21 protein-coding genes are annotated in these 25,253 nt (G+C 51.2%); 16 read left to right on the top strand and 5 right to left on the bottom strand.

All coding sequences use genetic code 11. From position 1 onward, the window contains the following. Nucleotides 1-103 precede the first annotated feature (103 nt). The 5 genes from PRU_RS14185 (at nt 104) to pdxT (ending at nt 6,529) form a co-directional block, all read left to right on the top strand. On the top strand, nt 104-1,102 hold the full coding sequence (locus PRU_RS14185) for a LacI family DNA-binding transcriptional regulator (RefSeq protein ID WP_013064016.1): 999 nt from the start codon (nt 104-106) through the stop codon (nt 1,100-1,102). 27 nt (nt 1,103-1,129) lie between these two features. After that, complete coding sequence (locus PRU_RS14190) at nt 1,130-4,033, top strand: TonB-dependent receptor (RefSeq protein WP_013063117.1); 2,904 nt, start codon at nt 1,130-1,132, stop codon at nt 4,031-4,033. A 100-nt stretch (nt 4,034-4,133) separates the two neighbouring features. Further along, complete coding sequence (locus PRU_RS14195) at nt 4,134-5,024, top strand: bifunctional hydroxymethylpyrimidine kinase/phosphomethylpyrimidine kinase (protein WP_013065545.1); 891 nt, start codon at nt 4,134-4,136, stop codon at nt 5,022-5,024. Nucleotides 5,025-5,031: 7 nt separating this feature from the next. Beyond that, on the top strand, nt 5,032-5,907 hold the full coding sequence (gene pdxS, locus PRU_RS14200) for a pyridoxal 5'-phosphate synthase lyase subunit PdxS (protein WP_013065551.1): 876 nt from the start codon (nt 5,032-5,034) through the stop codon (nt 5,905-5,907). A 22-nt stretch (nt 5,908-5,929) separates the two neighbouring features. After that, nucleotides 5,930-6,529 carry a pyridoxal 5'-phosphate synthase glutaminase subunit PdxT gene (gene pdxT / locus PRU_RS14205; RefSeq protein WP_013064779.1) on the top strand — a complete coding sequence of 200 codons (600 nt, stop codon included), beginning with the start codon at nt 5,930-5,932 and terminating at the stop codon, nt 6,527-6,529. Here the strand turns inward: pdxT and galA are convergent. Together galA and PRU_RS14215 are read right to left on the bottom strand one after the other, a co-directional pair. Beyond that, nucleotides 6,513-8,948 carry a beta-galactosidase GalA gene (galA, locus tag PRU_RS14210; RefSeq protein WP_041386366.1) on the bottom strand — a complete coding sequence of 812 codons (2,436 nt, stop codon included), beginning with the start codon at nt 8,946-8,948 and terminating at the stop codon, nt 6,513-6,515. The genes pdxT and galA overlap by 17 nt on opposite strands. 122 nt (nt 8,949-9,070) lie before the next feature. Beyond that, complete coding sequence (locus PRU_RS14215) at nt 9,071-10,201, bottom strand: DUF4421 family protein (RefSeq protein WP_080517215.1); 1,131 nt, start codon at nt 10,199-10,201, stop codon at nt 9,071-9,073. Between the two features lie 261 nt (nt 10,202-10,462). Here PRU_RS14215 and PRU_RS14220 point away from each other — a divergent pair, with 261 nt between their 5' ends. From PRU_RS14220 to PRU_RS16190, 9 genes are all read left to right on the top strand, one after another. Further along, nucleotides 10,463-10,792 carry a hypothetical protein gene (locus PRU_RS14220; protein ID WP_041386368.1) on the top strand — a complete coding sequence of 110 codons (330 nt, stop codon included), beginning with the start codon at nt 10,463-10,465 and terminating at the stop codon, nt 10,790-10,792. 263 nt (nt 10,793-11,055) lie between these two features. Beyond that, complete coding sequence (locus PRU_RS14225) at nt 11,056-11,529, top strand: D-Ala-D-Ala carboxypeptidase family metallohydrolase (RefSeq protein WP_049769190.1); 474 nt, start codon at nt 11,056-11,058, stop codon at nt 11,527-11,529. Between the two features lie 22 nt (nt 11,530-11,551). Further along, on the top strand, nt 11,552-12,241 hold the full coding sequence (locus PRU_RS14230) for a Lin1244/Lin1753 domain-containing protein (RefSeq protein ID WP_013064608.1): 690 nt from the start codon (nt 11,552-11,554) through the stop codon (nt 12,239-12,241). Then, complete coding sequence (locus tag PRU_RS14235) at nt 12,198-14,117, top strand: bifunctional DNA primase/helicase (protein ID WP_074683851.1); 1,920 nt, start codon at nt 12,198-12,200, stop codon at nt 14,115-14,117. Before PRU_RS14230 ends, PRU_RS14235 begins: the two co-directional genes overlap by 44 nt. A gap of 431 nt (nt 14,118-14,548) precedes the next feature. Then, entirely contained in the window at nt 14,549-15,184 is a 636-nt protein-coding gene (locus PRU_RS14240) for a type IV toxin-antitoxin system AbiEi family antitoxin domain-containing protein (protein WP_013064722.1), read from the top strand. Next, complete coding sequence (locus PRU_RS14245) at nt 15,168-15,992, top strand: nucleotidyl transferase AbiEii/AbiGii toxin family protein (RefSeq protein ID WP_041386372.1); 825 nt, start codon at nt 15,168-15,170, stop codon at nt 15,990-15,992. The genes PRU_RS14240 and PRU_RS14245 overlap by 17 nt, the downstream gene beginning before the upstream one ends. A 121-nt stretch (nt 15,993-16,113) precedes the next feature. Further along, nucleotides 16,114-17,913 carry a clostripain-related cysteine peptidase gene (locus PRU_RS14250; RefSeq protein WP_080517216.1) on the top strand — a complete coding sequence of 600 codons (1,800 nt, stop codon included), beginning with the start codon at nt 16,114-16,116 and terminating at the stop codon, nt 17,911-17,913. A gap of 177 nt (nt 17,914-18,090) precedes the next feature. Further along, complete coding sequence (locus tag PRU_RS14255; RefSeq protein ID WP_013064338.1) at nt 18,091-18,615, top strand: HU family DNA-binding protein; 525 nt, start codon at nt 18,091-18,093, stop codon at nt 18,613-18,615. Between the two features lie 73 nt (nt 18,616-18,688). After that, a complete protein-coding gene (locus PRU_RS16190) occupies nt 18,689-18,790 on the top strand; it encodes a smalltalk protein (RefSeq protein WP_157054556.1) in 102 nt (33 codons plus the stop codon). A 73-nt stretch (nt 18,791-18,863) separates the two neighbouring features. On the opposite strand, the gene PRU_RS14260 is transcribed toward PRU_RS16190, so the two are convergent. From PRU_RS14260 to PRU_RS14270, 3 genes are read right to left on the bottom strand one after another with little or no spacing between them, the layout of a single operon-like run. Beyond that, nucleotides 18,864-20,483, bottom strand: a complete 1,620-nt coding sequence (locus tag PRU_RS14260) for an alpha-L-fucosidase (RefSeq protein ID WP_049769191.1) — start codon at nt 20,481-20,483, stop codon at nt 18,864-18,866. A 29-nt stretch (nt 20,484-20,512) separates the two neighbouring features. Continuing rightward, nucleotides 20,513-22,333 (bottom strand): L-fucose isomerase, encoded by a 1,821-nt coding sequence (locus tag PRU_RS14265; protein WP_013065244.1) that lies wholly within the window; start codon nt 22,331-22,333, stop codon nt 20,513-20,515. Next, nucleotides 22,326-22,721, bottom strand: coding sequence for an L-rhamnose mutarotase (locus PRU_RS14270; protein WP_013064670.1), 396 nt, complete (start codon nt 22,719-22,721; stop codon nt 22,326-22,328). The genes PRU_RS14265 and PRU_RS14270 overlap by 8 nt, the downstream gene beginning before the upstream one ends. 248 nt (nt 22,722-22,969) lie before the next feature. Here PRU_RS14270 and PRU_RS14275 point away from each other — a divergent pair, with 248 nt between their 5' ends. Beyond that, nucleotides 22,970-23,833, top strand: coding sequence for an AraC family transcriptional regulator (locus tag PRU_RS14275; RefSeq protein ID WP_033150429.1), 864 nt, complete (start codon nt 22,970-22,972; stop codon nt 23,831-23,833). Between the two features lie 53 nt (nt 23,834-23,886). Next, nucleotides 23,887-25,251, top strand: coding sequence for an oxygen-independent coproporphyrinogen III oxidase (gene hemN, locus PRU_RS14280; RefSeq protein ID WP_013063369.1), 1,365 nt, complete (start codon nt 23,887-23,889; stop codon nt 25,249-25,251). Nucleotides 25,252-25,253: the final 2 nt, after the last annotated feature.

Consider the following 25,253-nt stretch of genomic DNA (forward strand, 5'->3'; position numbering starts at 1 on the left):
CTGGGGAAAGCAACGCGTTGCGCAATTTTTTTTGATGTGTTGTGCCTATTATTTACGCAAAAATATGTATTTTTGTGCTGACTAACATTATACAACGACTTAGATGAAAAGAATTTCGCAGCGAGAAATCGCTAACTTATTGGGTGTCAACGTCTCTACCGTATCTCGTGCTTTGCGAGGTCTCGAAGGCGTTAGTCAGGAATTACGTCAGAAAATTCTTAGTCTTGCCAAGGAGCAGGGCTACCGTCCCAACCCGTTTGCTGTAAGCTTACGTTACGATACCACCCGTACCATTGGTATTGTGGTGCCCGATGTATCGTTTAACCATTATGCCCAAATCGTGAAGCGTATCGAGGCCGAGGCCCGCAAAGTGGGCTACATGTGCATCATCACCGACTCCGACGACAAGTACGAGAACGAAAAGAATTGTATCGACTTGCTGGTGAATATGCATGTCGAGGGTATTATCATTTGCCTGGCTCAGGAAACCACCGACTTCTCGCATATTCAGCATCTCCGTAGGATTCACATGCCTGTGGTGCTGTTTGATAGAGATGCTGATATCGATATCTCGTCGGTAGTTATCAACGATGTTGAATCAGCTCGTGAAGTTACTTGCAGGTTGATTGACGGTGGTGCCAAGCGTATTGCTTTCCTGGGTGGTCCTAACCGCCTGAAGCAGACGGCCGATCGCAAGCATGGCTATCTTGAGGCTCTGCGCGAACGTGGAATACCTATCCGCAAGGAGTTGGTAAAGTGTGATTTTCTAAGCTTCAGTTCTGGTTTCTCGAATACTACCGAGTTGCTTGATATGCACGACCGTCCTGATGCCATTGTTGCCAGTCATGGTTTGCTGACCCTTTCGTCAATGAAGGCCATCGAGGCTCGTGGGATGAATGTTCCCAATGATATCTCAGTTGTGGGTTATATGAGCGATTGGATTTCGGAGGTATTAACCCCTCGTGTATCGTTTGTTAAGCAGAATCAAAAAGAGATAGCCGTAAAGGCCTTTAAACTGCTGCACGACCAGATGGATGGCGACACCTGTGTGCAGCATGTCATCGTAAAAGCCCGACTGGAGTTGCGCGACAGTACCCGATGACAACCAACATAAAATTTAATTAGTAATATGTACAATTTAATTAGGTCTTTTTTAGTTTTAACTTTATTATTTGTAACCTTTACAGCTGCGGCGCAGCCCGACCCCGAGGACAGAAAGCTTACTATCCGCGGACAGGTGCGCGATGCCGAGCTGAAGGAACCGATGGTACAGGCTACCATCCAGTTGTTTGCCGCCTCCGACAGCACTTTTGTAGGCGGCACCGTTAGTAACGAGCGCGGTAATTTTTATCTTACCGCCCCATCCAGTGGCACCTATCGCATTAAAATCTCGTCGGTAGGCTACCAGACCATCGAACGCGAGATAACGCTGCGTCGTAACGCTAATCAGGATTTGGGCAACCTGCTCATGGAGACCGAGAGTATCATGCTGCAGGAGGCTGTTATCACCGGTCGTGCCGCACAAGTCATCGTTAAAAAGGATACCATCCTGTATAACCCTGAGGCCTACCGTACTCCCGAGGGCTCGCCTATCGAGGAGCTTATCAAGCGTATTCCTGGTGCCGAGGTAGATGAGGATGGCAACATCACCATCAACGGTAAGCAGGTTAAGAAGATTCTGCTGGATGGTAAGGAGTTTATGCTGGGCGATGTCGAGACGGCACTCAAGAATATCCCCGTGAGCATCATCCAGAACATGAAGTTCTACGATCAGCAGAGCGATGAGTCGCGTATCACTGGTATCGAGGATGGCGAGAAGGAAACCGTGCTCGACTTCTCTATTAAGAAAGGTATGAACCGCGGCTACATGACCAACCTCGACTTGGGTGGCGGCACCAAGCATCGCTATGCCTCGCGTGGTATGGGGAGCAGCTTTACCGATAAAACACGCTTTGTGCTGTTGGGTAACTTTAATAATAAGGAGGAGAATGCCGGCTGGTGGAACCGTCGTGGCTTGAACTCGCGCAAGATGTTAGGCACCAACTTCAACTTTGATGATAACGATAAGCTCAAGATTGATGCCAGCGTGCGTTGGAACCACCGTGGTGGCGACAACCAGACCGAGAATGCCAAGGAGGATTTTTACAGCGAAGGCAGCACCTTCTCTAACACCCTTACGGCCAACTATACCCGTAGCGATAACTGGTGGGGTAACCTGCGCTTTGAGTGGAAGCCCGACAGTCTTACTAACATCCTGGTACGTGCCAACGGTAGCTATGGCACCAGCGATGGCACTACCCAGTCGATGGCTGCCACCTACGATGCCGACCCTTATCTGTATGCCACCGACCCGCTCAACCAGCTCTCGGTGCTCAAGCCCTATGCCATTAACCAGAACTTGAATGCCAACCTGACGTATGGCGAGAACAAGAATGCCTGGGCCATGCTGCAGCTGTATCGCCGCTTGAATCCTCGCGGTCGTAACATCATTCTGCGTGTTGAGGGTAGTGCCGGCAACAGCGAGAACCAGAGCGTATCCGATAACGAGGTGCTGCTGTTCCGCAAGCAGGATCTGTATGGTAACGATTCTACCTACTATACTGCCCGTTACAGCACCACGCCTGCCGATAACTGGGGCTATGTGCTGCGTACATCCTACAGCGAGCCCCTGTGGAAAGGTGCCCACCTGCAGCTCAGCTACGAGTTGCGCTATAACCAGAATAAGAGCGACCGTCTGACTTACGACTTCAGTCACATGTCTACGAACATCTTCGAGGGCATCACCCCCGAGTACCGCACCTGGGATCCCTGGCTGCACAGTGTGTACGATAAACTCGACGATTACCTGGAGCGCGACCTGAGCCGCTATTCCGAGTATAAGAACTATACCCACAACGTGCGCCTGAACCTGCGCCACCGTGTCGAGAAGTACGATTACAACATCGGTTTCCTGGTTCAGCCCCAGCACTCTAACTTTATCCAGAACTACCGTGGTGTGTATGTAGATACCGTGCGTAATGTAACCAACCTTACGCCAACATTCGATTTCCACTATAAGTTCAGCGATCAGAGCAACCTGTGGCTGCACTACCGTGGCGATACCCGTCAGCCTGAGATGACCCAGCTGCTCGATATCACCGACGACTCTAATCCGCTTTACGTCACCATGGGTAACCCTGGTCTGAAGCCTCAGTTCACCAGTTCGCTCAATGGTTATTACAACAACTATATTGTGCGTTACAAGCGTAGTATCGTGGTTTATGCCAACTACCGCCACATCCGCAACTCCATCTCAAACCTGGTGCGTTACAACCCCGAAACAGGTGGTAGCATCACCCGTCCCGAGAATATCAACGGCAACTGGAACGTTAATGCCGGCTTTACCTTTAATACGGCGCTCGACAGTACTGCCCATTGGAATGTAGGTACCGATACCCGTGTGCGCTATAACAATCTGGTAAGCTATGTGGCACAGGATAAGGCCGATGCCGCCAAGAACACCACCCGTACCACTAACCTGAACGAGCGCATCACCATGGGCTACCGTAACGATTGGGTCGAGGTGTCGCTCGATGGCCAGCTCAACTACCAGCACACCCGCAACGAGCTGCAGCCCACAGCCAACCTCGATACCTGGCAGTTTAACTACGGTGGACAGTTCCTGGTGCGCCTGCCGCTCGACTTCGAGTTGAGCATGAACCTGCACGAGCGCAGTCGTCGTGGCTATAACGATGCCTCGATGAACACCAACGAGCTGATATGGAATGGTCAGGTATCCAAGCCGTTCCTCAAGAATAAGTCGCTCATCGTGGCCCTTAACTTCTACGATCTGTTGGGGCAGCAGAGCAACTACGAGCGATGGGTAAACGCCACTGGTCGTAGCGATACCCGCTTCAACAGCGTTAACTCTTACGCCATGCTGCATGTGCGTTACCGCCTGAATATGTTCGGTGGCAAGATCGACACCGAGGGCCGTTACGACAAGAAGTGGGGCGGCCGCGACAACCGTGGTCGTGGTGGATGGCGCCGATAAACACTAAAAAGAACTGCAATTTTTTTCCAAATTGCAGTTTTTTTTATCAATGTGCGAATAAATTTTGGATAATTCAGTGTTTTTTGTTTCCTTTGCACCCATGAATACGATACTCACGATAACAGGTAGCGACGGTACAGGTGGTTCTGGTGTTCAGGCCGACATCCAGCTCATCAGTGCGTTAGGCGGTGCTGCAGCATCGGCTATCACGTCGATTACCGTGCAGAACACCCTGGGTATCCAGGAGTTCCACGATCTGCCTGCCTCAGTGGTTCGTCAACAGGTCGAGGCTATCATCAACGACCTCCAGCCGCAAGTCATCAAGATTGGTCTGGTGCGCCGTATCGATGTGGTCGAGATGCTGGCCGATGTGCTCAAGCGCTATCAGCCCAAGCACATTATCTATGCCCCCGTGCTCACATCTACCAAGGGCGAACAACTGGTTCTGCCCCGTGTTTACGAGGCCATCCAGCGCCTGCTCATACCGCTGTGTACCGTGGTTCTGGCGCCATCCGATCTGCCTGGCGGTCCCCGTCGCCATGGTCTTGCCAACCAGTTGGGATCGGCATTGGCCTATTATCTCAGTCTCGACGAGAAGGTGAGCGATGCTCTGCTGCATGCGCAAACCTATCTCAAGCAGCTGCCTGCCGTTTATGCCGATGGTAACACCCGTAGCGAGGAGCTTTACAATCAGTTCCTGGATGCTGTTGAGCATTACTACAACCGCTATGCCGATGTGGCTTTCTATGCCGAACAGCTCAATGTTAGTGCGCGCTATCTGGCACAGGTAACCCGTCAGATTGCCGGTCGTTCGCCCAAGGCCATCATCGACGAGCGTATCACTGCCGAGATTGTCAAGCTTATCACCACAACCAACAAGCCACTCAAGGACGTAGCCCTGTGTCTGGGCTTCTCGTCGCAGGCCCACCTGTCGCGTTTCTTCAAAAAGCGCAAAGGTGTTTCGCCCACCGAATTTCAACATAAACAATAAATACAAAATGACAAACGAAAGACAAGCGTTAAACCGCCAGTTAGCTCAGATGCTGAAGGGTGGTGTTATAATGGACGTGACTACTCCCGAGCAGGCCAAGATAGCCGAAGAGGCTGGTGCCTGCGCTGTAATGGCCCTCGAACGTATTCCTGCCGACATCCGTGCAGCAGGAGGTGTTAGCCGTATGAGCGACCCTAAGATGATTCGTGGCATCCAGGAGGCTGTAACTATTCCCGTGATGGCCAAGTGCCGTATCGGTCATATTGCCGAGGCTCAGATCTTGCAGGCCATCGAGATTGATTATATCGACGAGAGCGAGGTGCTCAGCCCAGCCGATAACATCTATCATATCGATAAGACCAAGTTCGATGTGCCCTTTGTGTGTGGTGCCAAGAACCTTGGCGAGGCCCTGCGCCGTATTGCCGAGGGCGCTACCATGATTCGTACTAAGGGCGAACCAGGTACCGGCGATGTAGTACAGGCTGTGAGTCACATGCGCCTGATGCAGAGCGAGATCCGCCGATTGGTATCTATGAGCGAGGATGAGCTTTACGAGGCAGCCAAGCAGTTGCAGGCCCCTTACGAGCTGGTACGCTACGTACACGATAATGGCAAGCTGCCTGTGGTTAACTTTGCTGCTGGTGGTGTGGCTACCCCTGCCGATGCTGCGCTCATGATGCAACTTGGTGCCGAGGGTGTGTTTGTAGGTAGCGGTATCTTTAAGAGTGGCAACCCCCGCAAGCGTGCTGCCGCCATCGTACAGGCCGTAACCAACTGGCAGGATGCCAAGCTGCTGGCCCAGCTCTCCGAGGATCTTGGCGAGGCTATGGTAGGTATCAACGAGCAGGAGATCCAGCTCTTAATGGCCGAGAGAGGTAAGTGAATAGTGAAGAGTGAATAGTGAAATGAAAGCAGCAGTGTTGGCCCTGCAAGGGGCATTTATAGAGCACGAGCAGGTGCTGCAACGCCTAGGCGTTGAAACGGTGGAGATTCGCCAATTAAAGGATTGGCAAAAGTTTGTCTCCTCAGCATCCCCCTCCCTTTTGGGAGGGGTTAGGGGTAGGCTTGATGGGGGTAGGCTCCTCATCCTGCCTGGTGGCGAAAGCACCGTGCAGCTGCGCCTGCTCAAGGAGTTGGGGCTTTTCGAACCCATCCGCCAGGCCATTGCCGATGGCATGCCTGTGCTAGGCACCTGTGCTGGCATGATTCTGCTCTCACAGGGTTATCTGGGCACTATGGACATCCGTGTGCGTCGCAACGCCTACGGTCGCCAGTTAGGCAGTTTCCACACCACAGGCACTGTCGAAGGCATTGGCGACGACGTGCCTATGACCTTTATCCGTGCACCGTATATCGAAGAGGTGCTGTCGGCCGATTGTCAGCCGATAGCCGAAGTAGATGGCCATATCGTTGCCGCTCGTCAGGGTAACCAGATTGCCACGGCATTCCACCCCGAACTCGACAGCGATACCCGCCTGCACCAATTGCTTATTTCGTTACAATAATAACTACTCCGTTCTTTAGGCCGCCACTCTCACATGTCAGGGTGGCGGTTGTTTTTTGTGTGGTGCTCTGCACCAGCACCTGTGCCCTGCCGTTAAAGGCTGGCACGCTGAATGTCTTACAGTTCAGCTCCTTGGGATGGTCGATGCCTGCATACATCGGGTCGCCGTTGCCCACACCTAATATGCGGGCATCACCCTCTAATCGCAGGCTCAACATCGGACAGGCATCAGGCACTACGCGCCCTTTCTTGTCCTGCACCTCGATGGTCACCACTGCCAGGTCCTGTCCGTCGGCCGTAATCGTCTGTCGGTCGGTCTTCAGCACTGTCTTATAGGCAGGCTTGGTGGTCTCTATGGTCTGTGTCAGTGTGCGCTTGCCGTTCTTGTAGCCTATGGCCACCACCTTACCTGGCTGGTAGGTGGCTTTCCACTTCAGGTGCCCGTTCTTCGGCATCGCCTGTCGGCCCAGTTTCTTTCCGTTCACTATCAGTTCTACCTCGTCGCAGTTGCTGTAGGCCCACAGTTCTATCTCCTCGCCCTCGTGACCCTGCAGGTTCCAGTGTGGCAGCAGGTGCAGCGTAGGCTCATCCGTCCACCAGGCTTTCAGATAGTAAGCCTCGTCTTTCCAGAATCCGCAGTAGTCCAGGATACCGAATTCCGAGTCGTGCGCAGGATAGGACAGGGGATTGGGCTCGCCGCGATAGTCAAAGCCCGTCCAGTAGAACAGTCCTGCAGCCCATGGTCGCTCGTCGTAGAACTTCCAGCCGCGCTCAATGATGTTCTCGTAGTTCTGTTCCATGGTACGGTTCATACTCACCATGCGCCCCTTGCAGTCGGGGTTGTTAAAGTAGATGCCGCGTGTGCCGCAGCCCGTTGTCTCTTCGGTGCCCACAATCTTCCAGTCGGGGTTGGCCTTCTTACGGTTATCCACATCGTTCTGGATAATGTAGTTAAATCCCTTCACGTCCAGTCCCTTTATCAGCTCGGTACCGCCAGCATTAGCCACCGTACTGGGGCGTGTAGGGTCGTACAGTCTGGTGTATTCGCGCATGGCTTCGGCCAGTCGTGTGCCCTGTATGTTGTTTTCCAAGCCCCATTCCTCGTTGCCGTCGCTCCACAGGATAATGCTGGGGTGATTACGGTCGCGCTTAATCATCCGCTCCAGCAGTCGCAGATGCTCGTCGTTGATGCCCATCAGTCGGTTCTCGTCGATGACTAAGATGCCCTCGCGGTCGCAGATGTCCAGCAGTGCTGGCGTCATGGGGTTGTGCGATGCGCGATAGGCATTGCAGCCAAAGGCCTTCAGCTGCTTAATGCGCCATGCCTGCAAGGCATCGGGAATGGCAGCGCCTACACCCGCATGGTCCTGATGCAGGTTCACGCCCTTCAGCTTCAGGGGCTGGCCGTTCAGCAAGAAACCACGGTCGGCTGTAAACTGTATATCACGCAAACCTGTTGTTGTTTCGTACACATCCGTTACCTTACCATCTACCTTTACCGTGGTCTCCACCTTATACAGATAGGGTTCGGTGGTGCTCCACAGGTGCGGATTAGAAATCTTTATCCGATGATCGGTTGTTCGCGTTTCTTTGGCGAGTATAGGGTACGTGAATCCGCTGACGTGTGCCACCTCTCTGCCTTCGGCATCCAGTATTCGCTGCTCAACCTCATATAGCTGGGTTTTCAAGCTGCTGTTGGTCACCTCTGTCTTTACATGTACCACAGCCTCGTTGTAAGGCTGCTGCAGTTCGGCGTACACAAACGTACCGAAAGGTGCCACGCTGACCTGTGCCGCTTTCTCCAACCACACGTCGCGATAGATGCCGGCGCCCTCGTAAAACCACCCCTCCTCCAGGGTGGCATCGGCGCGCACGCATATCAGGTTGTCGTCGCCGTATTTGATATAGGGTGTGATGTCGTAGGTCTGTGTGGCGTAACCGCTGGGTTCGATGCCCATATAAAAGCCGTTGAACCATACACGGGCATTGCGGAAGATGCCGTCGAAGCGCAGCATCAGTCGCTTGCCCAGATCCTCGTTGGGTATGTGGATGGTTTTGCGATACCATCCCACGCTGGTTTCAGGGTATTTGTAGCCCACCGTCTTATAGCCGTGCGAGTGACTGGCTTCGGCCGCATAGGGCAGTGTGGTCACCCAGTCGTGCGGCAACTGCACCTCGTGCCAACGGTTGTCCTCCACAAATTTCTGCGCGTACGGTCCCTCGTTGTGTATCGAGTTGGCCTTTGTCAGATAGTTAAAATACTCCGTGCCGCAACCGAAGTCCTTTTGAGGGTCGGCAGCGTTTCCCAGTGCAAATCGCCATCCCTTGTCAAGTCGGATGGTTTCGCGTACGCTCTGTGCATTCAAGTTGGCAGTTAGCAGGCAGCCTATCGCTGCTACAATCATCGTTTTAAGTTTCATTGTTTGCTGTTTATAGTTATTTTTTTGCAAAGATAGTGCAAATCGCGCGAAATACAAAATTATTTTTCGCAAAGTCGTTCTATAATACTAACAATCAGCAAAATAGTACAAACGATCATCGGTTATAATCTTATGCCGATGGCGGTGTTGATAAACCAGTCGTTCAGATAGCCATGAGTGCTTTGGTGGCGATAGCGTATGTTGTTAAACTGTCCGTAGGCACTGATAAAGTAGCGTCCGAAGTTGTAGGTGACCGACATGCGTGTGTCGAATCCCAGACTGATACCGCTGTTGATGGTTTTGTCGCCCATGGGTGTGATGTGCACATGGCTATAGAACCACTCGTCCCATTCCTCGTTGCTGATGTCTTCGCTCCAGAATCTGTCGTCGGTCATCAGTTCGGGCACGTTGGTGGCGTAGGCAAACACCTTCAGTTTGTTCACGAATGTCACCATGGGCATCAGCATCACGTTAACCAGCAGTCCGCGTGCTGGCACCCAGTTGTAGGCATAGCCCACGCCAGCGCTGCCCTGCCACAGCTTTACTTTGCCCAGTCCGTGCATCAGGTACACCAGGTCGCCATTCAGGTCGGTGGCATAGTCGATACGCGTATAGTTGTACATCAGTCCGGCCATGAGCGATCCAGCCGAACGTTTCTGTATCACCGACTGGTCGTAGGCCGCTGCATACGAGAATTTCTTGCCGTTGAACATATAGTAGCCATCGGCAATCACGGTTCGCACGTGTATAGGGTCTATCAGTTGTACGTCGTCCCAGGTTTTCTGTTCTTCCTCGCTCAGCAGTTCGCTGTTCAGGTTGATGCTGGGGTTGCTGTTGTCGAACGAGTGTATGCGCACGTTCACGCCGTAGGCGCCTCCAGTGGCACCAAACACCAGGTTGCTACCTTTATCGCCGCCCACGTTCACGGTGTAGCCGATGCCATAGCCTCGGTAGCCCGCCCAGAAACCTACGTACTGTGAGGGCTGCGTTTTAAGATAGGGTCGGGCACTGTAGTCCACGCCTAATATGTTTCCATCGGCGTTCATACTCACAATCGTCTGACTCACATTGCCCTTGGCTATCAGTTGCCATGGTTTCTCAGAAGCATCAATATAGCTACGGTCGAGGCCTCTCACCGACATCGAGTCGATCATCGTGCCCACTTTCTTCACGAAAGTAGTCAGGCCCCCTTGCGCCGTCGCCGTCCCGCAACAGCCCATACCTATTGCTAAAATGATGCTTTTCAATGTCATTGTATATTAATAATCAGATTGTTTGCTTGCAAATATACGAATAAGTATTTAAAGTTCCAAATATTTTGGGTACTTTTGCATTCCGGAATGTCCGAAGTAGCTAACACAACAACTAATTATCTAAGCCCAGGATCAATTTGTTGGGCTGCTTTCCTGGCTATGGGCGCACGATTGGAAAACTCACCCAATACATCTTTGGCCAACGTCTAATCTATTAATCATTTGGCGTTTAACTCTAAATTAATGATGATTAAATAGATTATGAAGAAATTAAATATTTCTGCCGACACACCGCTGTCGGTGCTTTTTCATGATGGATGTCATGATCAGCTAAAGAATGATATCAAGTACTTGTGCAACTTTCTGATTGATTGCCAATCGGATGTTGATGTGCTTAAGGTGAGTAGATTTGATTTTGATTTCAGCTCCCCCAAGTTTCGTCCGTGCAAGGTGTATCAGAAACTGGCTAACATGGTTAACCGTCATCTGCTGATTGTGTCGCACAGAGAGTTGAGCCGCTATATGGCTGAACACTCTAATCTGCATGCCAGTGCCGAATCGATATATCGTTCGATATATAAGTATATGTAAGCACTGTTGCTAATGCACTCTGATGGGAAGAAACTTGTCCTAATATAGGACTGGTTTCTTCCTTTTACTATTGGAATAGCCTGAAAAAAGCATTACCTTTGCAGGTGGTTATAGGAACCAATATAATTCACTTAAAACTGTAAAAGTATGAATCAACAACCACTGGCAAACAGATTATTACGATAGGGCGTCACCTTCAGGGGTGGCGCCCTTCTTGGGATTTCTTTACTTTCGAATAAATATTAATCAATTGTATTAACAAAATGATGAAAACTATTTTTGATGCAACCATGCGTCTATCAGAACACTTTACGCTCGGCGAGATGTGCTACTCAGCAACAGCCGAAGCTAAAAAGATTCCTAACATTCCACTGAAGCAGCACATCACAGCGATGCAGAACCTTTGCGAGCGCTGTCTGGAGCCCGTGCGCTGCCAGTTGGGACTGCCCATCAAGGTGAACAGCGGTTACCGCTGCCAGCTGCTCAACCAGATGGTGGGCGGTGTGCCCACGTCGCAGCACCTGAAGGGTGAGGCTGCCGACATCACCATCCCCCGCAGTCACCGTCCGTTCGGTCACCCCACGGATGAGCAGGCAGCACGCCTGCTACTGAAGTATGCCGAGCAGTATGCCGACTTCGACCAGCTCATCCTGGAGCACCGTGGCAACAGTTGGTGGGTGCACATCAGCTGCCGAATTGACTTCCGTAAAAACCGCAAACAGGTGTTGAAAATGTAATAATTGCAAAATAAAGAAAGCAATGAAGAATAAGGGTTTTATAAAGTTATATCGCAGTATGCTGTCGAAGCCTGAGATGACCGATCTTGTGAACGAACAGGGTGCGGTTGGCTTCGGCGTGTACATGATGATAGTGCTGCACCTGTCGCAGTGTGATGATTACGAAGGGATGTTCACCAATGGACAGCTCAGTGCCTTTGCTGCCCAAGCCAAAACTACCCGTAAGAATGTGCGCCATATTATTGAGGATTTCGGATTGTTTGAGATCAACGGAAACCGATTTAAAACCGCAACAAAATCGGAAGAAAATGCCGACGAAACCGAAACTAAATCGCCACACTCACATGCGCGTAATAATAGGTACGCAGGCGAAGATGTAGAAATAGATATAGAAAAAGAAAAAAAAGAAAAAGGCACGAAGGTTCCCGATATGATCGGACCTTCGGCCTACGAGGTGATGACGCGCGAGGGCCTGCGACAGGGCGGCCATGGCGAACCTGTGCCTTGGTGGGCACCGCCGCAGCGCGATGTGTACATGGTGTGGAGCCTGGTGGCCGACAGGTGGGTGCCGCCAGCGCAGATAGATGCCGAGGCCGAACGCCAGCGCCACAAAGAGATGAAGCCCGCCGACTTTATGATGAAGACGGCCTGGGAAGTACTAACCGAAGATGAACAAACAAGAATTCAAGACAATGCAAAACGACAGCTTTAAACCCCAAAAACAGTGGGAACAAACCAGCACGGGCTACTATATTGTGCCCATCGACAAGTTGGATGTGAAGGGTGCCCCAAAGGACAACGACGGCAAGCCCGACCTGAAGGCACCGGGCATGACGATTGTGCGCTGCAAATGTCCCGACTGTAGCGACACCCGTAAGCACCAGGATGAGCACTGCGTAAGGCTCGACACCATGACCGGACTGGGCAAGTGCTACAACTGCGGCTTTAAGTTCGTGATCAGCAGTAAGGTGCCCGACTATAACAAGAAACGTGGCTACCAGAAAAAGAAATTCAAACTGCCTGATACCAGTAAACTGAGGCCTATCGACGGTATCGGTATCAACTATCTGCTGGACCGGAAAATACAACCACAGACAGCCGCAAAGGCAGGTGTGCGCTCGGCCACCCGAACGTTCGATGGCATTGAGCGTTCGTGCCTGGCCTTTACCTATCGCGAGGGCAGCAAGGTGGTAAACATCCAGTATAAAACCACCAGCAAGGACTTTGCTGTTGAGAGCGACTGCGAGCTGATACCTTGGAACATTGATGCCGCCATCGGTCAGGACACGCTGATTGTTACCGAGGGGATGATGGATGCGCTGGCACTGATGGAGTGCGGGTTCGACAACGTGATATCGGTGTCGAACGGCGCCGAGAGTGATGTACGGACGTTCGACCGCTTTCGCTACAGTCATCTGGATGGCATTCGTACCTTTTATCTGGCTGGCGACATGGACGAACCCGGTGTGGAGCTGCGCCAAAAACTGGCCCTATACTTCGGCGAGGCACGCTGCCGCATCGTAGAGTGGCGCGTGGGCGATGATGCGGCCAAGGATGCCAACGAGATGCTGATGGAACATGGTGTGGATGCGGTGCTGCAGTGTATCAACCACGCACAGCTGTGCCCGATAGTGGGGGTGGAGACCATCGACGACTATCGCGAACGCACCAAGTATATTTGGGAGCACGGCATCGCACCAGGCAAAACAGTAGGGTGGGGTGAGTTCGACGACCACGTGCAGTTTGAGCCGGGGCGCACGGTGATTATCGTGGGCGAACCCAACACAGGAAAATCGACCTTTGCCGACGACCTGGTGCTGAACCTGGCACTGCAGCATGGTTGGAAGGCGGCGCTCTATTCGCCCGAGATGTTTCCACCCGAGCGCCACATTGAGCGTATGGCCACTACCATCGCGGGGCGTAAGTTCCGTAAAGAACTGGTGCAGACCGAGCGTGGGGTTGACTATCGCAAGCCGCTGATACCTGAGCGCATGGCCGACAGAATTCTGGACTGGCTGTGCAGTAACGTGTTTTTTATCACCGAGACATCGGGTCGCACCATCCACAAGCTGCTGCACCGTGCCGAACAGCTGCAGCATCGCTATGGCATACAGCAGTTGCTGCTCGATCCGTTTAACTACATACAGTTGCCCGAGGGAGCTAAGAGCGACACGATGAAGATTGGCGACGTGCTGGCCGAGATAGAGCTGTTTGCCCATCGCACAGGACTGCTCATCTTTGTGGTGGTGCATCCGTCGAAACCGCAGAAGGGCGAGCAAATTGATTCGCTTTACAATGCCAGTGGGTCGGCCGAATTCCGTAACCGTGCCGACTACGGACTGGTGCTGGTGAACGACGACAAGCAGTGTGCGCGCAACGGCTATCATCTGCTGAAGATCATCGTGGATAAGGTACGCGACGATGCCATGGGACATAAAGGCACCTGTCATGTGTCGTTCGATCCCCAGAACTATCGTCATGGCATGGTGCAGACCATCCACCTTATGGGCGAGGTGAACCAGTACAACATCCTCGACATCAGTCCTCACTGCTGGCTGGATCAAACCAAAGAACCAACGCTGTTTTAATCTTTAATGTTTAATGTTTAATGGAAATAACTTGTACGCGTTGCGGGCAAACACTGCCGCGCAGCAAATTAGAACGCATGAAGACGGGCACCTACCGTCGGGTGTGCAACCATTGTAAGTGGCTGTACTACGTAAAGCCCAGTCGCGATCGGCGCATCCTTCGCGACCTGGAGGCCCGCCACCACCATCCCAACGAAAAGTAGCTTTTCACCCTCCGAAAAGTAACTTTTCACTCATCAAAAAGTAGCTTTTCGATGCATGAAAAGCTACTTTTCGTTTTTGCCACTGCAAGGGCTGATTCTTAGGGGATCAGCCTTTTTTTTTGAAATAAAGTTAAAATAGTAATATTTTGCACAGAAAACAAAGAAAATATTTGTTTTGTGTACGAAATATAACTATATTTGCACCATTCAAGCACTAATTGTATATAGATGACACCGTTTGAGAACATAGGCAATATCCCCTTTGATGTTAATGTGCTAAGTGCGTTTTTCCCGAACCATAAGCATATTAACGAAAAAGCGCGCGCGCTCGAAAAGAATGGTCAGATTATACGCTTAAAGAAGGGTATGTACGTGGCCAGCAAGATGGAAACCGGTAAGGAACTGTCGAAGGAACTGATAGCCAATCACATTTACGGGCCATCGTATGTGGGTTGCGAATATGCCTTGCGCTATTATGGTTTGATACCTGAACGTGTGTATCAGGTAACATCAGTTACCACCAAGCACTCCAGAGATTTTGAGAACGCTGTAGGCCGTTTCAGTTATCAGAACTGCTCGCCAGAATACTTCGCTGTTGGCGTTAGAATAGAGCAGGCCGATGGTGTTAGTTTCTTGATAGCTGCCCCCGAGAAGGCTCTTTGCGATGTGATAAACTTTAGCAAGTGTCTGAATCTACGTTTCATGAAGGATGTAGGGAGTTATCTTGAGGAAGACATCCGTTTTGACACTGACGCACTTGAGAACTTTGATATCGAACTTCTTGAACGTTGTGCATTAGCAAGCCGCAAGCAATCGAGTATAAACACGTTAATAAAGTATATAAAGCATGTCAGACATCTTTGAACAAATGGTAGCACAGCACACTATCGCAGGCGATAACGATAGGAAGAATGCACTCTACGAGGTAATGCAGCAGGTGGTGTTGAGTGGCCTTTATCGTGGTGGTTTCTTTAAGGAGGCGGCCTTCTATGGTGGTACGTGTCTCAGGATATTCCACGGATTGAGACGATATTCTGAGGATATGGATTTCTCTTTGCTGGCGAAGAATCCGAATTTTACGCTCGAAACCTATTTTCCAGCCATTATCGAAGAGGCAAGACTATTAGGACGGACAGTTACGATTACTAAGAAGGACAAGCGTACCTTTGGCAAGGTTGAATCTGCTTTTCTGAAGGATAATACTGATGTGTACAATCTGACGTTTCAGACCGAAAAGACATTGAAGATAAAGATCGAGGTAGATGTAAATCCGCCTCTTGAGTTTTCTACCGAGCAGAAACTGCTTATGCAGCCCTTCTCGTTTACTACACGTTGTTTTACGTTACCCGATTTGTATGCCGGTAAGATGCATGCTCTAACATTCCGGGCTTGGAAGAATCGCATAAAAGGACGCGATTGGTACGATTTCGAGTGGTATGTACGAAATCGCGTGGCGTTGGATTTTGAACATCTAAAGGTAAGGACAAAGGAATTTAATGATATCGACCTTACTAAGGAACTCTTCATGGAACTCCTAAAGGAACGTATTTCTAAAGCAGACATTGATGCAGTAAAGACCGATGTTATCCCTTACATCATCGACAAGCGCGAACTCGACATCTGGAGCAACGATTACTTCCTGCAACTGGCCGATATGATTGTGTTTAAATAAAATAATCACGGGGGCCGCCCCGTGATTATTTTATTATAAGAAATTTGGAAGTTATTAAAAAATTCTTTATATTTGCGGCGTGATACTAATAACAACAAGTAAATATTAAAGTAATACCATTATGAAAACAAACCTAAAACAATTGATGCTATTGGCATGTTTCATGCTGAGTTTTGTGGCGTGCACTAACGATAGTGGTGATAACCCTGCGAAAGGAATCGACACCAGGATTGTGGGCAACTGGTTCTCGGATGTGTCGGGGATGACCTATGCCAAGTGGAACTATGGTAAGACATGGCAGAACACCGAGTTTAAAGCCGACGGTACGGGCAGCACCCGTATCTACTACACCTTTGAGGATGATGTCATCGGTTGCGAGAAGATTGACTTTACGTACACGGCATCGGCCAATGGTGTGTTGACGATGAACCCGAAGGATAGGGAGAAGATGTACGCTAACTGGCAGCTGGTGGGCGACGAGCTGACTCTTGGTGATGGCGATATCGACCTGAAATTTAAGAAAACCACTAGTGACATGGCTGCTAAGTTCGATACCTGGAGCAAGGACGATGAGATGATAGATGTGCCGCAACCCGCCAAATACACCGTGTTTGTATATGGCAATGCGGGTGGCACCATGGATTTTATTATAGAACAGGGCTTATGGGAGAGACTGCAGCAGTACCTGACCGACCACAACAACGTGCGCGTGGTGTGCATGTATAAATATGGTAAGGATCAGCCGGATCCAGATAAGGCCTTTACGGGCAAATATGCAGCGCCTGGCGATATCGTGTGGTTTGAGCTGACTGGCGAGACCGACCTGAACACAATTAAGGAACAAGGTATGCAGGCTTTCGGCATGGGCGAGAAAGCCAAGCAACTGAAGATTTGTGACCCTAACACCATGCGCATGTTCCTGGAGTTCAGCAGTCTGCTGTGCCCTGCCGAGGATTACGTAATGGGCATCTGGGGGCACGGATCGGGCTTTGATGCCTTGTACGATGTGCCTGGTAAGTACGAAGTGCAGCAGGCTCGTGCTACCCGTGGTGTGATGGTAGACGAGTGGGTGGATAACGAGTGGATGGACATGTACGAGATGTACGATGCCATGCAGGCTGCGGGCATTGAGAAGTTTAACACGCTGATGTTCCACAACTGCTTTATGGGTAATATCGAAACGCTGACACAGGCACGCAGCTTTGCCGACTACATTTTTGCCTCAGCCCATATACTGAGTAGCGGCGGTGAGCTGATGACGGAATTTATTCGCGGCCTTATAGAAACAGGCGATGCCGAGAAGGCTGGCAACCTGATGTTTGAACGCTGTACACCTGAATGGCAGAACAGTTATGTAGACGTAGCCAAGAATGTTTACGCCAACGGCGACTACAAGATGATTCGCACCGATAAGTTCGAGCCTATCATCGATGCTGCCAAGCAGCTGTGCGACCGCATTCTGGCACTCTATCCCACACAGAAGGAGGCCATCGACCGTGCTACCAAGAGCGTGTATCGCTTCGAGCCTATCGATGCGAATAAAAACGAGTTTATTTACCCATTCTTCGACATCGCTAACTATGCCCAGCTGTTGGCTAAGGAAACCGACGATGCCGAGCTGAAAGCTATATCGGCAGCGATGGATAAGGCCTTCGACGAGGCTTTTGTATGCTATCGCGATGTGAACAACAGTAAGGAGCATCTGGATCACTACACACTGAGCATCTGCCTGATGAGTAAACTCTTCTACACCTTCGACTACATGACGAATGTTCCGGAGTTAAAAGCCTTGAACAACTACAATGAAGGCTACGAGAAGTGCGACTTCCACAAGCTGACGGGGTGGGGCAACTGGCTGAAAACCAACGAGCAGTTCTTGAACAGCAATCCACAGAAAGGTGGAGGCGGTAAATTAAAATAATAATAGTGGAACTGTCCATGCGTAATTTTGGCTAACTACATAGGGCTGATTCTTTTGGAATCGGCCTTATTTTTTTGTACCTTTGCAACGTGTTCAGGAGAATCCTGAGCCTGACGAAAAGTCAGAGTGTTTAACGCAGTAGGGATGTAAATCCCGAGTAAAGAAAGGAGGAGCAATATGTCTGTATTTTACAGATTGTCGAAGGTGACATCACCTAAAGCCAAGGGCTATGGCAAGTGGTATCCACGAGCCGTGATTACCCAGACCGTGGATACGGAGATGCTGGCCACCATCATGCAGCGTAACTGTACCTTGAAAAAGGCGGATATCGTGGCTGTGATCTCTGAGCTCATCGAGACGATGGCCGACCAGTTACAGGATTCTAAGCGTGTGAAGCTGAATGGCTTTGGATCGTTTAAGATCGGTATCCGTGGCGAGGGCGCTGACAGCGCTGCTGACTTCAGCATCAGCAAGAACATCAAGGGCTTGCACGTGCTGTTTCAGCCCGAGGTAAAGACCGATGGCAGTGGTCTGCGTCAGAAGACCTTCATCACTGGTTGTAGTGTGCAGGAGGCGCCAAAGAACGATGTCGACACCACTAAGCCCGCTAACAGCGGTAGCAATGGTGGTGGCAATGGTGGCAGCACCCAGCCAAGCAACGGTGGTAACGGCGGTGGCAGCCACGAGCCCATCGGGGATTAAGGTTTGGGGCTTCGGCCCCAGCCTTATTAAAATGTAAAAATGTAATAATGTAAAAATTAAGAAAGGAGGAATTATGATGAAGAACTGGAGGACGATTGCGAAGATCGTGGTGGCAGTAATCACCGCCTTGTTAGGCGCAGTAGGTGCAACTGCCGCAGGCGTTCAAATCGTGTGAAATGAAAGCGGTGCAACTCTCACGAGCTGCACCGTTTGCCCTTTTATAAGGGTGAATTTAGTTGTTAGTAGGTTTATTTTGTTATACGGAGTACAGGAGCGATCTTGTTGCAGGGCTTGGGCAGGTTTACTACCAGTCCCTCGGCTGTTTGGCTGGCCTTGAGTTTGCCGTAGCCTAACAGATAAACGTTCGTAATAGTTTTCTTGAAATCTTTATTGCCTTTGGCCAGCGACTTGATGACCAGACGTCCATCCTGAGGCCATCCCATAGCGGTGGCGTACAGGTATTTCTTGGTCTGGTTAAAGCGGATGTCGCGGTAGTCCATACCGTTGTACTGCCCCTCGTTAAAGCCCTGGGCATTGATGGCAATGGCCTTCTCGGCTACAGGACCCTCGCCGAACTTAACCCAAGGACGGGTACCAAAGATACTCTCGCCGTTAGGTGTCATCCAGGCTTCGAGCTCGTCGAGGAACTGCGAGGCCTTCTCGTCGTAGGTGCCATCGGCACGCAGGGGGATATTAAGCAGCAGGTTGCCATTCTTGGATACGATGTCGACCAGCTGTTTTACCATGTTCTCGGATGTGCGGTAACCGTGCTTGTAGGTGCTGGTGTTATAGTGCCAGTCGCCAATGCAGTTGCAGGTTTGCCAGGGCTCGGCGATAATCTGGTTGGGGGCACCACGCTCTACATCCCAGGTAAGAGCCTTCTTCTGCTCCTCGCTCAGTATCTTACCAAACACCACGCTACGTGGATTCTTGTTATACATGTGGGTGGCAATCTTCAGTCCACAGTCGCTGATGGGATAGAAGGGCAGCACCGTTACATCGAAGTAGATGAGGTCGGGATTGTAGCGGTTGATGGCATCGAGGGTGCGATCGTAGAAGTTGGTGACGAACTCCTCGGATGGTGTGGCTGCGCCGTTCTCCCAGCCCCATTGGGCATGTATCTGACCGTTGTTCCACGAGCGGTCGCTCATGGGGTGGTTCTGGGCATACAGCTTCTGGGGGTCGAGACCTTCCCACCACTTGCCTTTGCCATCGGCCTTAGTAAGCTTGCCATCGTAATATACGCCGGCTTTCGGACCGTTCTGATCGTAACGCTGTGCGGTTTCGTACCAGGTCCAGGCATGGTCGGCATGGAACGAGATACCCAGTGGCAGTCCGGCTTTCTTGGCAGCACGGGCCCAGCCTTCGAGGATATCCTTATGCGGACCGATGTTCTTGGAGTTCCACTCCTGATACTGCGAATCCCACAGGTCGAAGTTGTCGTGGTGATTGCCCAGTACAAAGAAGTACTGAGCACCACAACGCTTGTAGCGCTGCACGAGCGCCTCGGGATCCCACTTCTCGGCCTTGAACAAGGGCAGGATGTCCTTGAAACCGAACTCGGAAGGATGACCGTAGTGCTTTACATGGTGCTTGTACTGACTACTACCCTCGATATACATGCCACGAGCCATCCAGTCGCCAGAACCTTCGACACACTGAGGTCCCCAGTGGGCCCAGATGCCGAACTTGGCATTGCGGAACCATTCGGGTGTCTGGTGTGTCTCTAACGACTGCCAGGTGGGTTCGTACTTGCCCTGCTGCATCTTCTCATGTCTTTCAGATACGGGCACCTTGTAATCTTGTGCAAAGGCAGTCAGCGTTGCGCCGACTGCCATGAACGTAAATAGTAGTTCTCTTGTTGTCATTAATTGTTAGTAAACGTAAGTATGAATTGTTATTTATATATCGGACCAAAATTCTTGCAGGCACGGTAGTCGGCGCCCTCCTTGTCCATGCCAAAGGCATTCCAGGCAGCAGGACGGAAGATGTCCTTGTCGGCTATGTTGTGCATGCATACAGGTATGCGCAGGATAGAGCAGAGTGTGAGCAGGTCGGCACCGATATGGCCGTAGGCGATGGCACCGTGGTTGGCACCCCAGCAGTTCATCACGCTGTACACATCCTTAAAGCAATCCTTGGTAGCGTCGAGTCGTGGCACAAACCAGGTGGTAGGCCAGGTGGGATCGGTACGCTTGTCGAGTATGTTGTGGGTTTCGGCATCCAGCTCTACAGTCCAGCCTTCGGCCAGCTGCAGCACAGGACCTAAGCCTTGTACCATGTTGATACGCATCATGGTCATGGGCATGCCGCCCTTGGTAACGAAGTGCGAGCTGTAGCCGCCACCACGGAAGTAGTCGCGATCGGCTGGCATCCAGCTGGTAGCCTTCAGGCAGGCCTCTACGTCGGCATCGGTCATATTCCAGAACTCCTTCATGGTGGGGTTTCCGTTAGCATCTGTCATGGCGCCTGTGGCATCGAGTGTGGTGGCACCGCTGTTGATAAGGTGGATGAATCCACCAGCAGCCAGTCCCTCAGGGCGATGGCCTGCCACACGCTCTACAGCCTCGGGGCTCCAGTAGGTGCGGATGTCGGAGAACATCACACCACGGTTGGTGAGCAGATGGCCGAACAGCATCGACATGCCGTTGAGGAAATCGTTCTCGGTGGCCAGCACATCGGCTTCGCGACGGCCGTTCCAGTCGAATGAGGTGCAGAGCATCGACTCGGGGAAGTCGAAGTTGGGCTTGTAATCGGTCCACTGGCGCTGGCCCTGTACACCGCCAAAGATGGCGTTGTGGCCCAGTGCCTCTTCCTTATAGCCCATCTCCAGCAGGCGTGGGTTGCCGTGCATCAGGTCGCGGATAATCATCATGGTCTTAACGGTGAACTCCCAGTCGGCATCCTTTTCCTGGCGGTTCTTGCCCTTGCCTTTACCGTTGAAGGTGGTCATAGGTGTGCCGGGGAACAGGGGGCGGTCCTCGTTATAATCGTGGCCCTCCTGGGGCTTGCAGTATTTCTCTACCCACTGCATGGCCTTGTTGAACTCATCGGGATCGAAGATGCCGAAATCAACACGGCGCAGAATCTCTACTAATGACACATACTCGGTGCGCATGCCCAGATACTGCTGCAGGAAATCGGCGTTAACGATACTGCCGGCAATACCCATGCAGGTGTTACCTAATGAGAGGTAGCTCTTGCCCTTCATGGTGGCTACGGCCTGTGCGGCACGTGCAAAGCGCAGCAGTTTCTCGGCTACATCGGCGGGGATGGTGTTATCGTCGAGGTCCTGTACATCGTGTCCATAGATGCCAAAGGCAGGCAGTCCCTTCTGGGCGTGGGCGGCCAGTACGGCAGCCAGATACACAGCGCCTGGACGCTCGGTGCCGTTAAAGCCCCAAACAGCCTTGGGGTAGTGGGGATTCATGTCCATGGTTTCGGAACCGTAGCACCAGCACGATGTAACGGTGATGGTGGCACCAACACCCTCGCGTTCGAACTTCTGGGCGCAGGCAGCACTCTCGGCCACACGACCGATGGTAGTGTCGGCAATCACGCACTCAACAGGCGAGCCGTCGCCATTACGCAAGTTTGAACTGATGAGCTGGGTTACAGCCTTTGCTAAAGCCATTGTTTTTTGTTCGAGGCTTTCGCGAACGCCCCCTTGACGACCGTCGATGGTGGGGCGAATACCAATTTTAGGATAGTTATTCATGATCATAAAGATAAAACATGCGGTCCATCATGCGCCACTTCTCGTCGGAAGTACTGCCTGGCTTGCAGGCCTGGAACATGGCTACGTAATCCTCCCATTCGGCCTGGCGAGGCAGAGTGGCCAGTCGGGCCATGGCGCTGTCCCAATCAAAATCCAGTGGGGTTTCTACAATCATGAACAAACGGTTATCCAGGATGTAGAGCTCCATCTCGAGGATGCCCACCTCACGGATACCTGCTAAGATTTCGGGCCAGGCATGCAGGCGGTCGTGCGCCTCCTTGTACTTGGCTATCAGCTCAGGATCGTTTTTAAGATCCATGGTTTGGCAATACCTTTTTACGGGCATGCTGTAAGTCTTGCATTTGTAACCTGAAATTTTCTCGTCCATTATCGTAGTTTTCTTTTTTGTCGGCGCAAAGTTAAGGAATAATTTTAAATACACCAATCAACAAACGCGTTTTTTTAGAGAAAATCGACGGCAGAATGGTAAAAAAGTTAATTTTATTTCAGATTTATAGCACTTTATCGATATTTTATAGTTAGTTTTCGAATCGGCACTGAAAAAAACTTGAAATTTGTTGTATATTTAAAATAAATGTTGTTACTTTGTAAACGAAACACTATAAACACTTGGTTATGAACTATCCTATAGACAAGCTTCACTTACTGACCCTGAACGTAGGACTGGCCGACCATATGGCCGACTGGAACTGGAAAAATGTGCGCAGTCCGTTTGCGCGCTTGTATTACGTTACCGATGGTACGGCGCAGGTTGAGATGCCGTCGGGTGTTTACACGCTGATACCTAACCATCTGTATTTTATACCAGCCTATACCATGCATAGCTATATCTGCGATGCACCGTTCTCACATTATTATATACATATATACGAGGATATGCACAGCGATATGAGCATACTGGACCAATGGGACTATCCCGTGGAGGTAAAGGCGGCTCCAGGCGATCTGGAACTGGTAAGGCGACTGTGCTTTATCAACCCATTCCTGAAGCTGCAGCAGTCGGACCCTGAAGCGTACGACAACCACCAGACGCTGATTAGTAACCTGGAACTTAATCAGCGCCGTCCGTTCTGCGATAAGGTAGAGAGTCGTGGTATCCTGTACATCCTGATGTCGCGATTCCTGAAGTATGCCACGCCTAAGGCCGATGTGAAGGACGACCGTATACATCTGACGCTGGCCTATATACGCAAGCACATCGGCGAAAGGCTCGACATAGAACAGCTGGCCGAAAAGGCCTGCATGTCGAAGGATCATTTCATACGCGTGTTTAAGCACGAAACAGGCGAAACACCCAATGCCTTTATTACCAAGCGCAAGCTGGAGAAGGCCGAGCTGACACTGGTAACCACCAACATGGCCGTGAACCGTATAGCCGACGCGTTAGGCTACGACGACTACTCGTACTTTAACCGCATTTTCAAGAAAAACTCGGGTATGACGCCCCAGCAATACCGTAAAAGTCATTTTAAACTGTAAATCCATATAAATAGGGATTGTGAGGGCCGGCGGAATGTAGTACCTTTGCACCCATGCAAACAGACATTATAGAGAAGTATAACCGTCCGGTACCGAGATACACCAGCTATCCACCGGCAAATTACTTTAGTAACTTTACCGAGGCCGACTATCTGATGATGGTTGATCAGAGTAACGAGGCCCGACAGAACCAGATATCTTTCTACCTGCATATTCCCTTTTGCAGGCACTTGTGCCATTACTGCGGCTGCAACTCGTATCCTCAGGCCAAGCCCGAGGTGGTAAAGGCATATGTTGAGGCTCTGCACAAGGAAATCGATCTGGTGGCTAAGCATATCAGCGATGATCGACAGATTTCGCAGATACACTATGGCGGCGGCAGTCCTACGGCATTGCCCATTGCCATGATTAAGGAGCTGAACGAGCACCTGTTATCGATAGCGCCTACCATTGAGCGCCCCGAGATTGCCATCGAGTGCCATCCCGGTTATCTGGATGCCAACGACTGGCAGCAGCTTACTGCATGCGGTTTTACACGCTATAGTCTGGGTGTGCAGGACTTGCGCCCCGAAGTGCTGAAGGTGGTGAACCGACGTGAGTCGATGATGCCTGTGGGTGAGATTCTTGAGATGCTGCACGAGAGTGGGGCAACGGTGAATCTCGACTTCCTGTATGGATTGCCCCTGCAAACTATCGACTCGTTCCGTAATACCATCGAGCAGGCGGCTGCATGGCGACCCGACCGATTGGTTACTTTCTCGTATGCACATCTGCCAAAGTTGTTCCCACGACAGCAGATACTGGATAAGGTGGGACTGCCTGCCAACCAGGAGAAGAACGGCATGTATGAGACGGCTACAGAGGTGCTGACAGCGGCCGGCTATCAGCCCATAGGTCTGGACCATTTTGTGCTGCCCGATGACGAACTGGCTGTGGCGCTTGGCAAGGGACAGCTGCACCGTAACTTTCAGGGCTACTGCACACGTCGTACAACGGCGCAGGTGTATGCCTTTGGTGTTACGGGTATCAGTCAGCTGGACGACTGCTACGCCCAGAACGGTCGCGATATCAACACGTATATCGAAACCCTGAACAGTGGTCAGCTCTACATTTCACGCGGCTATCATCTTACCCCTCAGGAAAAGCTGGTGCGCCAGGTGGTAGAGACGCTGATGTGTAACTACACCCTGAACTGGAGCGACGTGGCTGCACACCTGGGTGTGAGTGCCGCTGAGGTGCGCGAGGCCTGTGGCTACAACGAAACCACATTCAGCGAGATGCAGGCCGACGGACTGTTACGCTTTGACGACGACCATATTGAGGTGAACACCTGTGGGCGCCCATTTGTGCGCTGCGTGGCTGCTGCACTCGACCCACTGATGGCTCATAACGACAAACAATTCTCAAAACCGATATAACA

Origin of the sequence: Xylanibacter ruminicola 23 (assembly GCF_000025925.1) — a bacterium.
In the GTDB taxonomy this organism is placed as follows: domain Bacteria; phylum Bacteroidota; class Bacteroidia; order Bacteroidales; family Bacteroidaceae; genus Prevotella; species Prevotella ruminicola.

Bases quoted from the DNA above. Each gene is read 5' to 3' on its own strand.
- PRU_RS14270 (WP_013064670.1), bottom strand. From the start codon at position 22,721: ATGGACGAGAAAATTTCAGGTTACAAATGCAAGACTTACAGCATGCCC.
- galA (WP_041386366.1), bottom strand. From the start codon at position 8,948: ATGAAACTTAAAACGATGATTGTAGCAGCGATAGGCTGCCTGCTAACT.
- PRU_RS14265 (WP_013065244.1), bottom strand. From the start codon at position 22,333: ATGAATAACTATCCTAAAATTGGTATTCGCCCCACCATCGACGGTCGT.
- PRU_RS14190 (WP_013063117.1), top strand. From the start codon at position 1,130: ATGTACAATTTAATTAGGTCTTTTTTAGTTTTAACTTTATTATTTGTA.
- PRU_RS14255 (WP_013064338.1), top strand. From the start codon at position 18,091: ATGTCTGTATTTTACAGATTGTCGAAGGTGACATCACCTAAAGCCAAG.
- PRU_RS14245 (WP_041386372.1), top strand. From the start codon at position 15,168: ATGTCAGACATCTTTGAACAAATGGTAGCACAGCACACTATCGCAGGC.
- PRU_RS14195 (WP_013065545.1), top strand. From the start codon at position 4,134: ATGAATACGATACTCACGATAACAGGTAGCGACGGTACAGGTGGTTCT.
- pdxS (WP_013065551.1), top strand. From the start codon at position 5,032: ATGACAAACGAAAGACAAGCGTTAAACCGCCAGTTAGCTCAGATGCTG.
- PRU_RS14235 (WP_074683851.1), top strand. From the start codon at position 12,198: ATGAACAAACAAGAATTCAAGACAATGCAAAACGACAGCTTTAAACCC.
- PRU_RS14185 (WP_013064016.1), top strand. From the start codon at position 104: ATGAAAAGAATTTCGCAGCGAGAAATCGCTAACTTATTGGGTGTCAAC.
- PRU_RS14230 (WP_013064608.1), top strand. From the start codon at position 11,552: ATGAAGAATAAGGGTTTTATAAAGTTATATCGCAGTATGCTGTCGAAG.
- pdxT (WP_013064779.1), top strand. From the start codon at position 5,930: ATGAAAGCAGCAGTGTTGGCCCTGCAAGGGGCATTTATAGAGCACGAG.
- hemN (WP_013063369.1), top strand. From the start codon at position 23,887: ATGCAAACAGACATTATAGAGAAGTATAACCGTCCGGTACCGAGATAC.
- PRU_RS14215 (WP_080517215.1), bottom strand. From the start codon at position 10,201: ATGACATTGAAAAGCATCATTTTAGCAATAGGTATGGGCTGTTGCGGG.
- PRU_RS14250 (WP_080517216.1), top strand. From the start codon at position 16,114: ATGAAAACAAACCTAAAACAATTGATGCTATTGGCATGTTTCATGCTG.
- PRU_RS14260 (WP_049769191.1), bottom strand. From the start codon at position 20,483: ATGACAACAAGAGAACTACTATTTACGTTCATGGCAGTCGGCGCAACG.
- PRU_RS16190 (WP_157054556.1), top strand. From the start codon at position 18,689: ATGATGAAGAACTGGAGGACGATTGCGAAGATCGTGGTGGCAGTAATC.
- PRU_RS14240 (WP_013064722.1), top strand. From the start codon at position 14,549: ATGACACCGTTTGAGAACATAGGCAATATCCCCTTTGATGTTAATGTG.
- PRU_RS14225 (WP_049769190.1), top strand. From the start codon at position 11,056: ATGATGAAAACTATTTTTGATGCAACCATGCGTCTATCAGAACACTTT.
- PRU_RS14220 (WP_041386368.1), top strand. From the start codon at position 10,463: ATGAAGAAATTAAATATTTCTGCCGACACACCGCTGTCGGTGCTTTTT.
- PRU_RS14275 (WP_033150429.1), top strand. From the start codon at position 22,970: ATGAACTATCCTATAGACAAGCTTCACTTACTGACCCTGAACGTAGGA.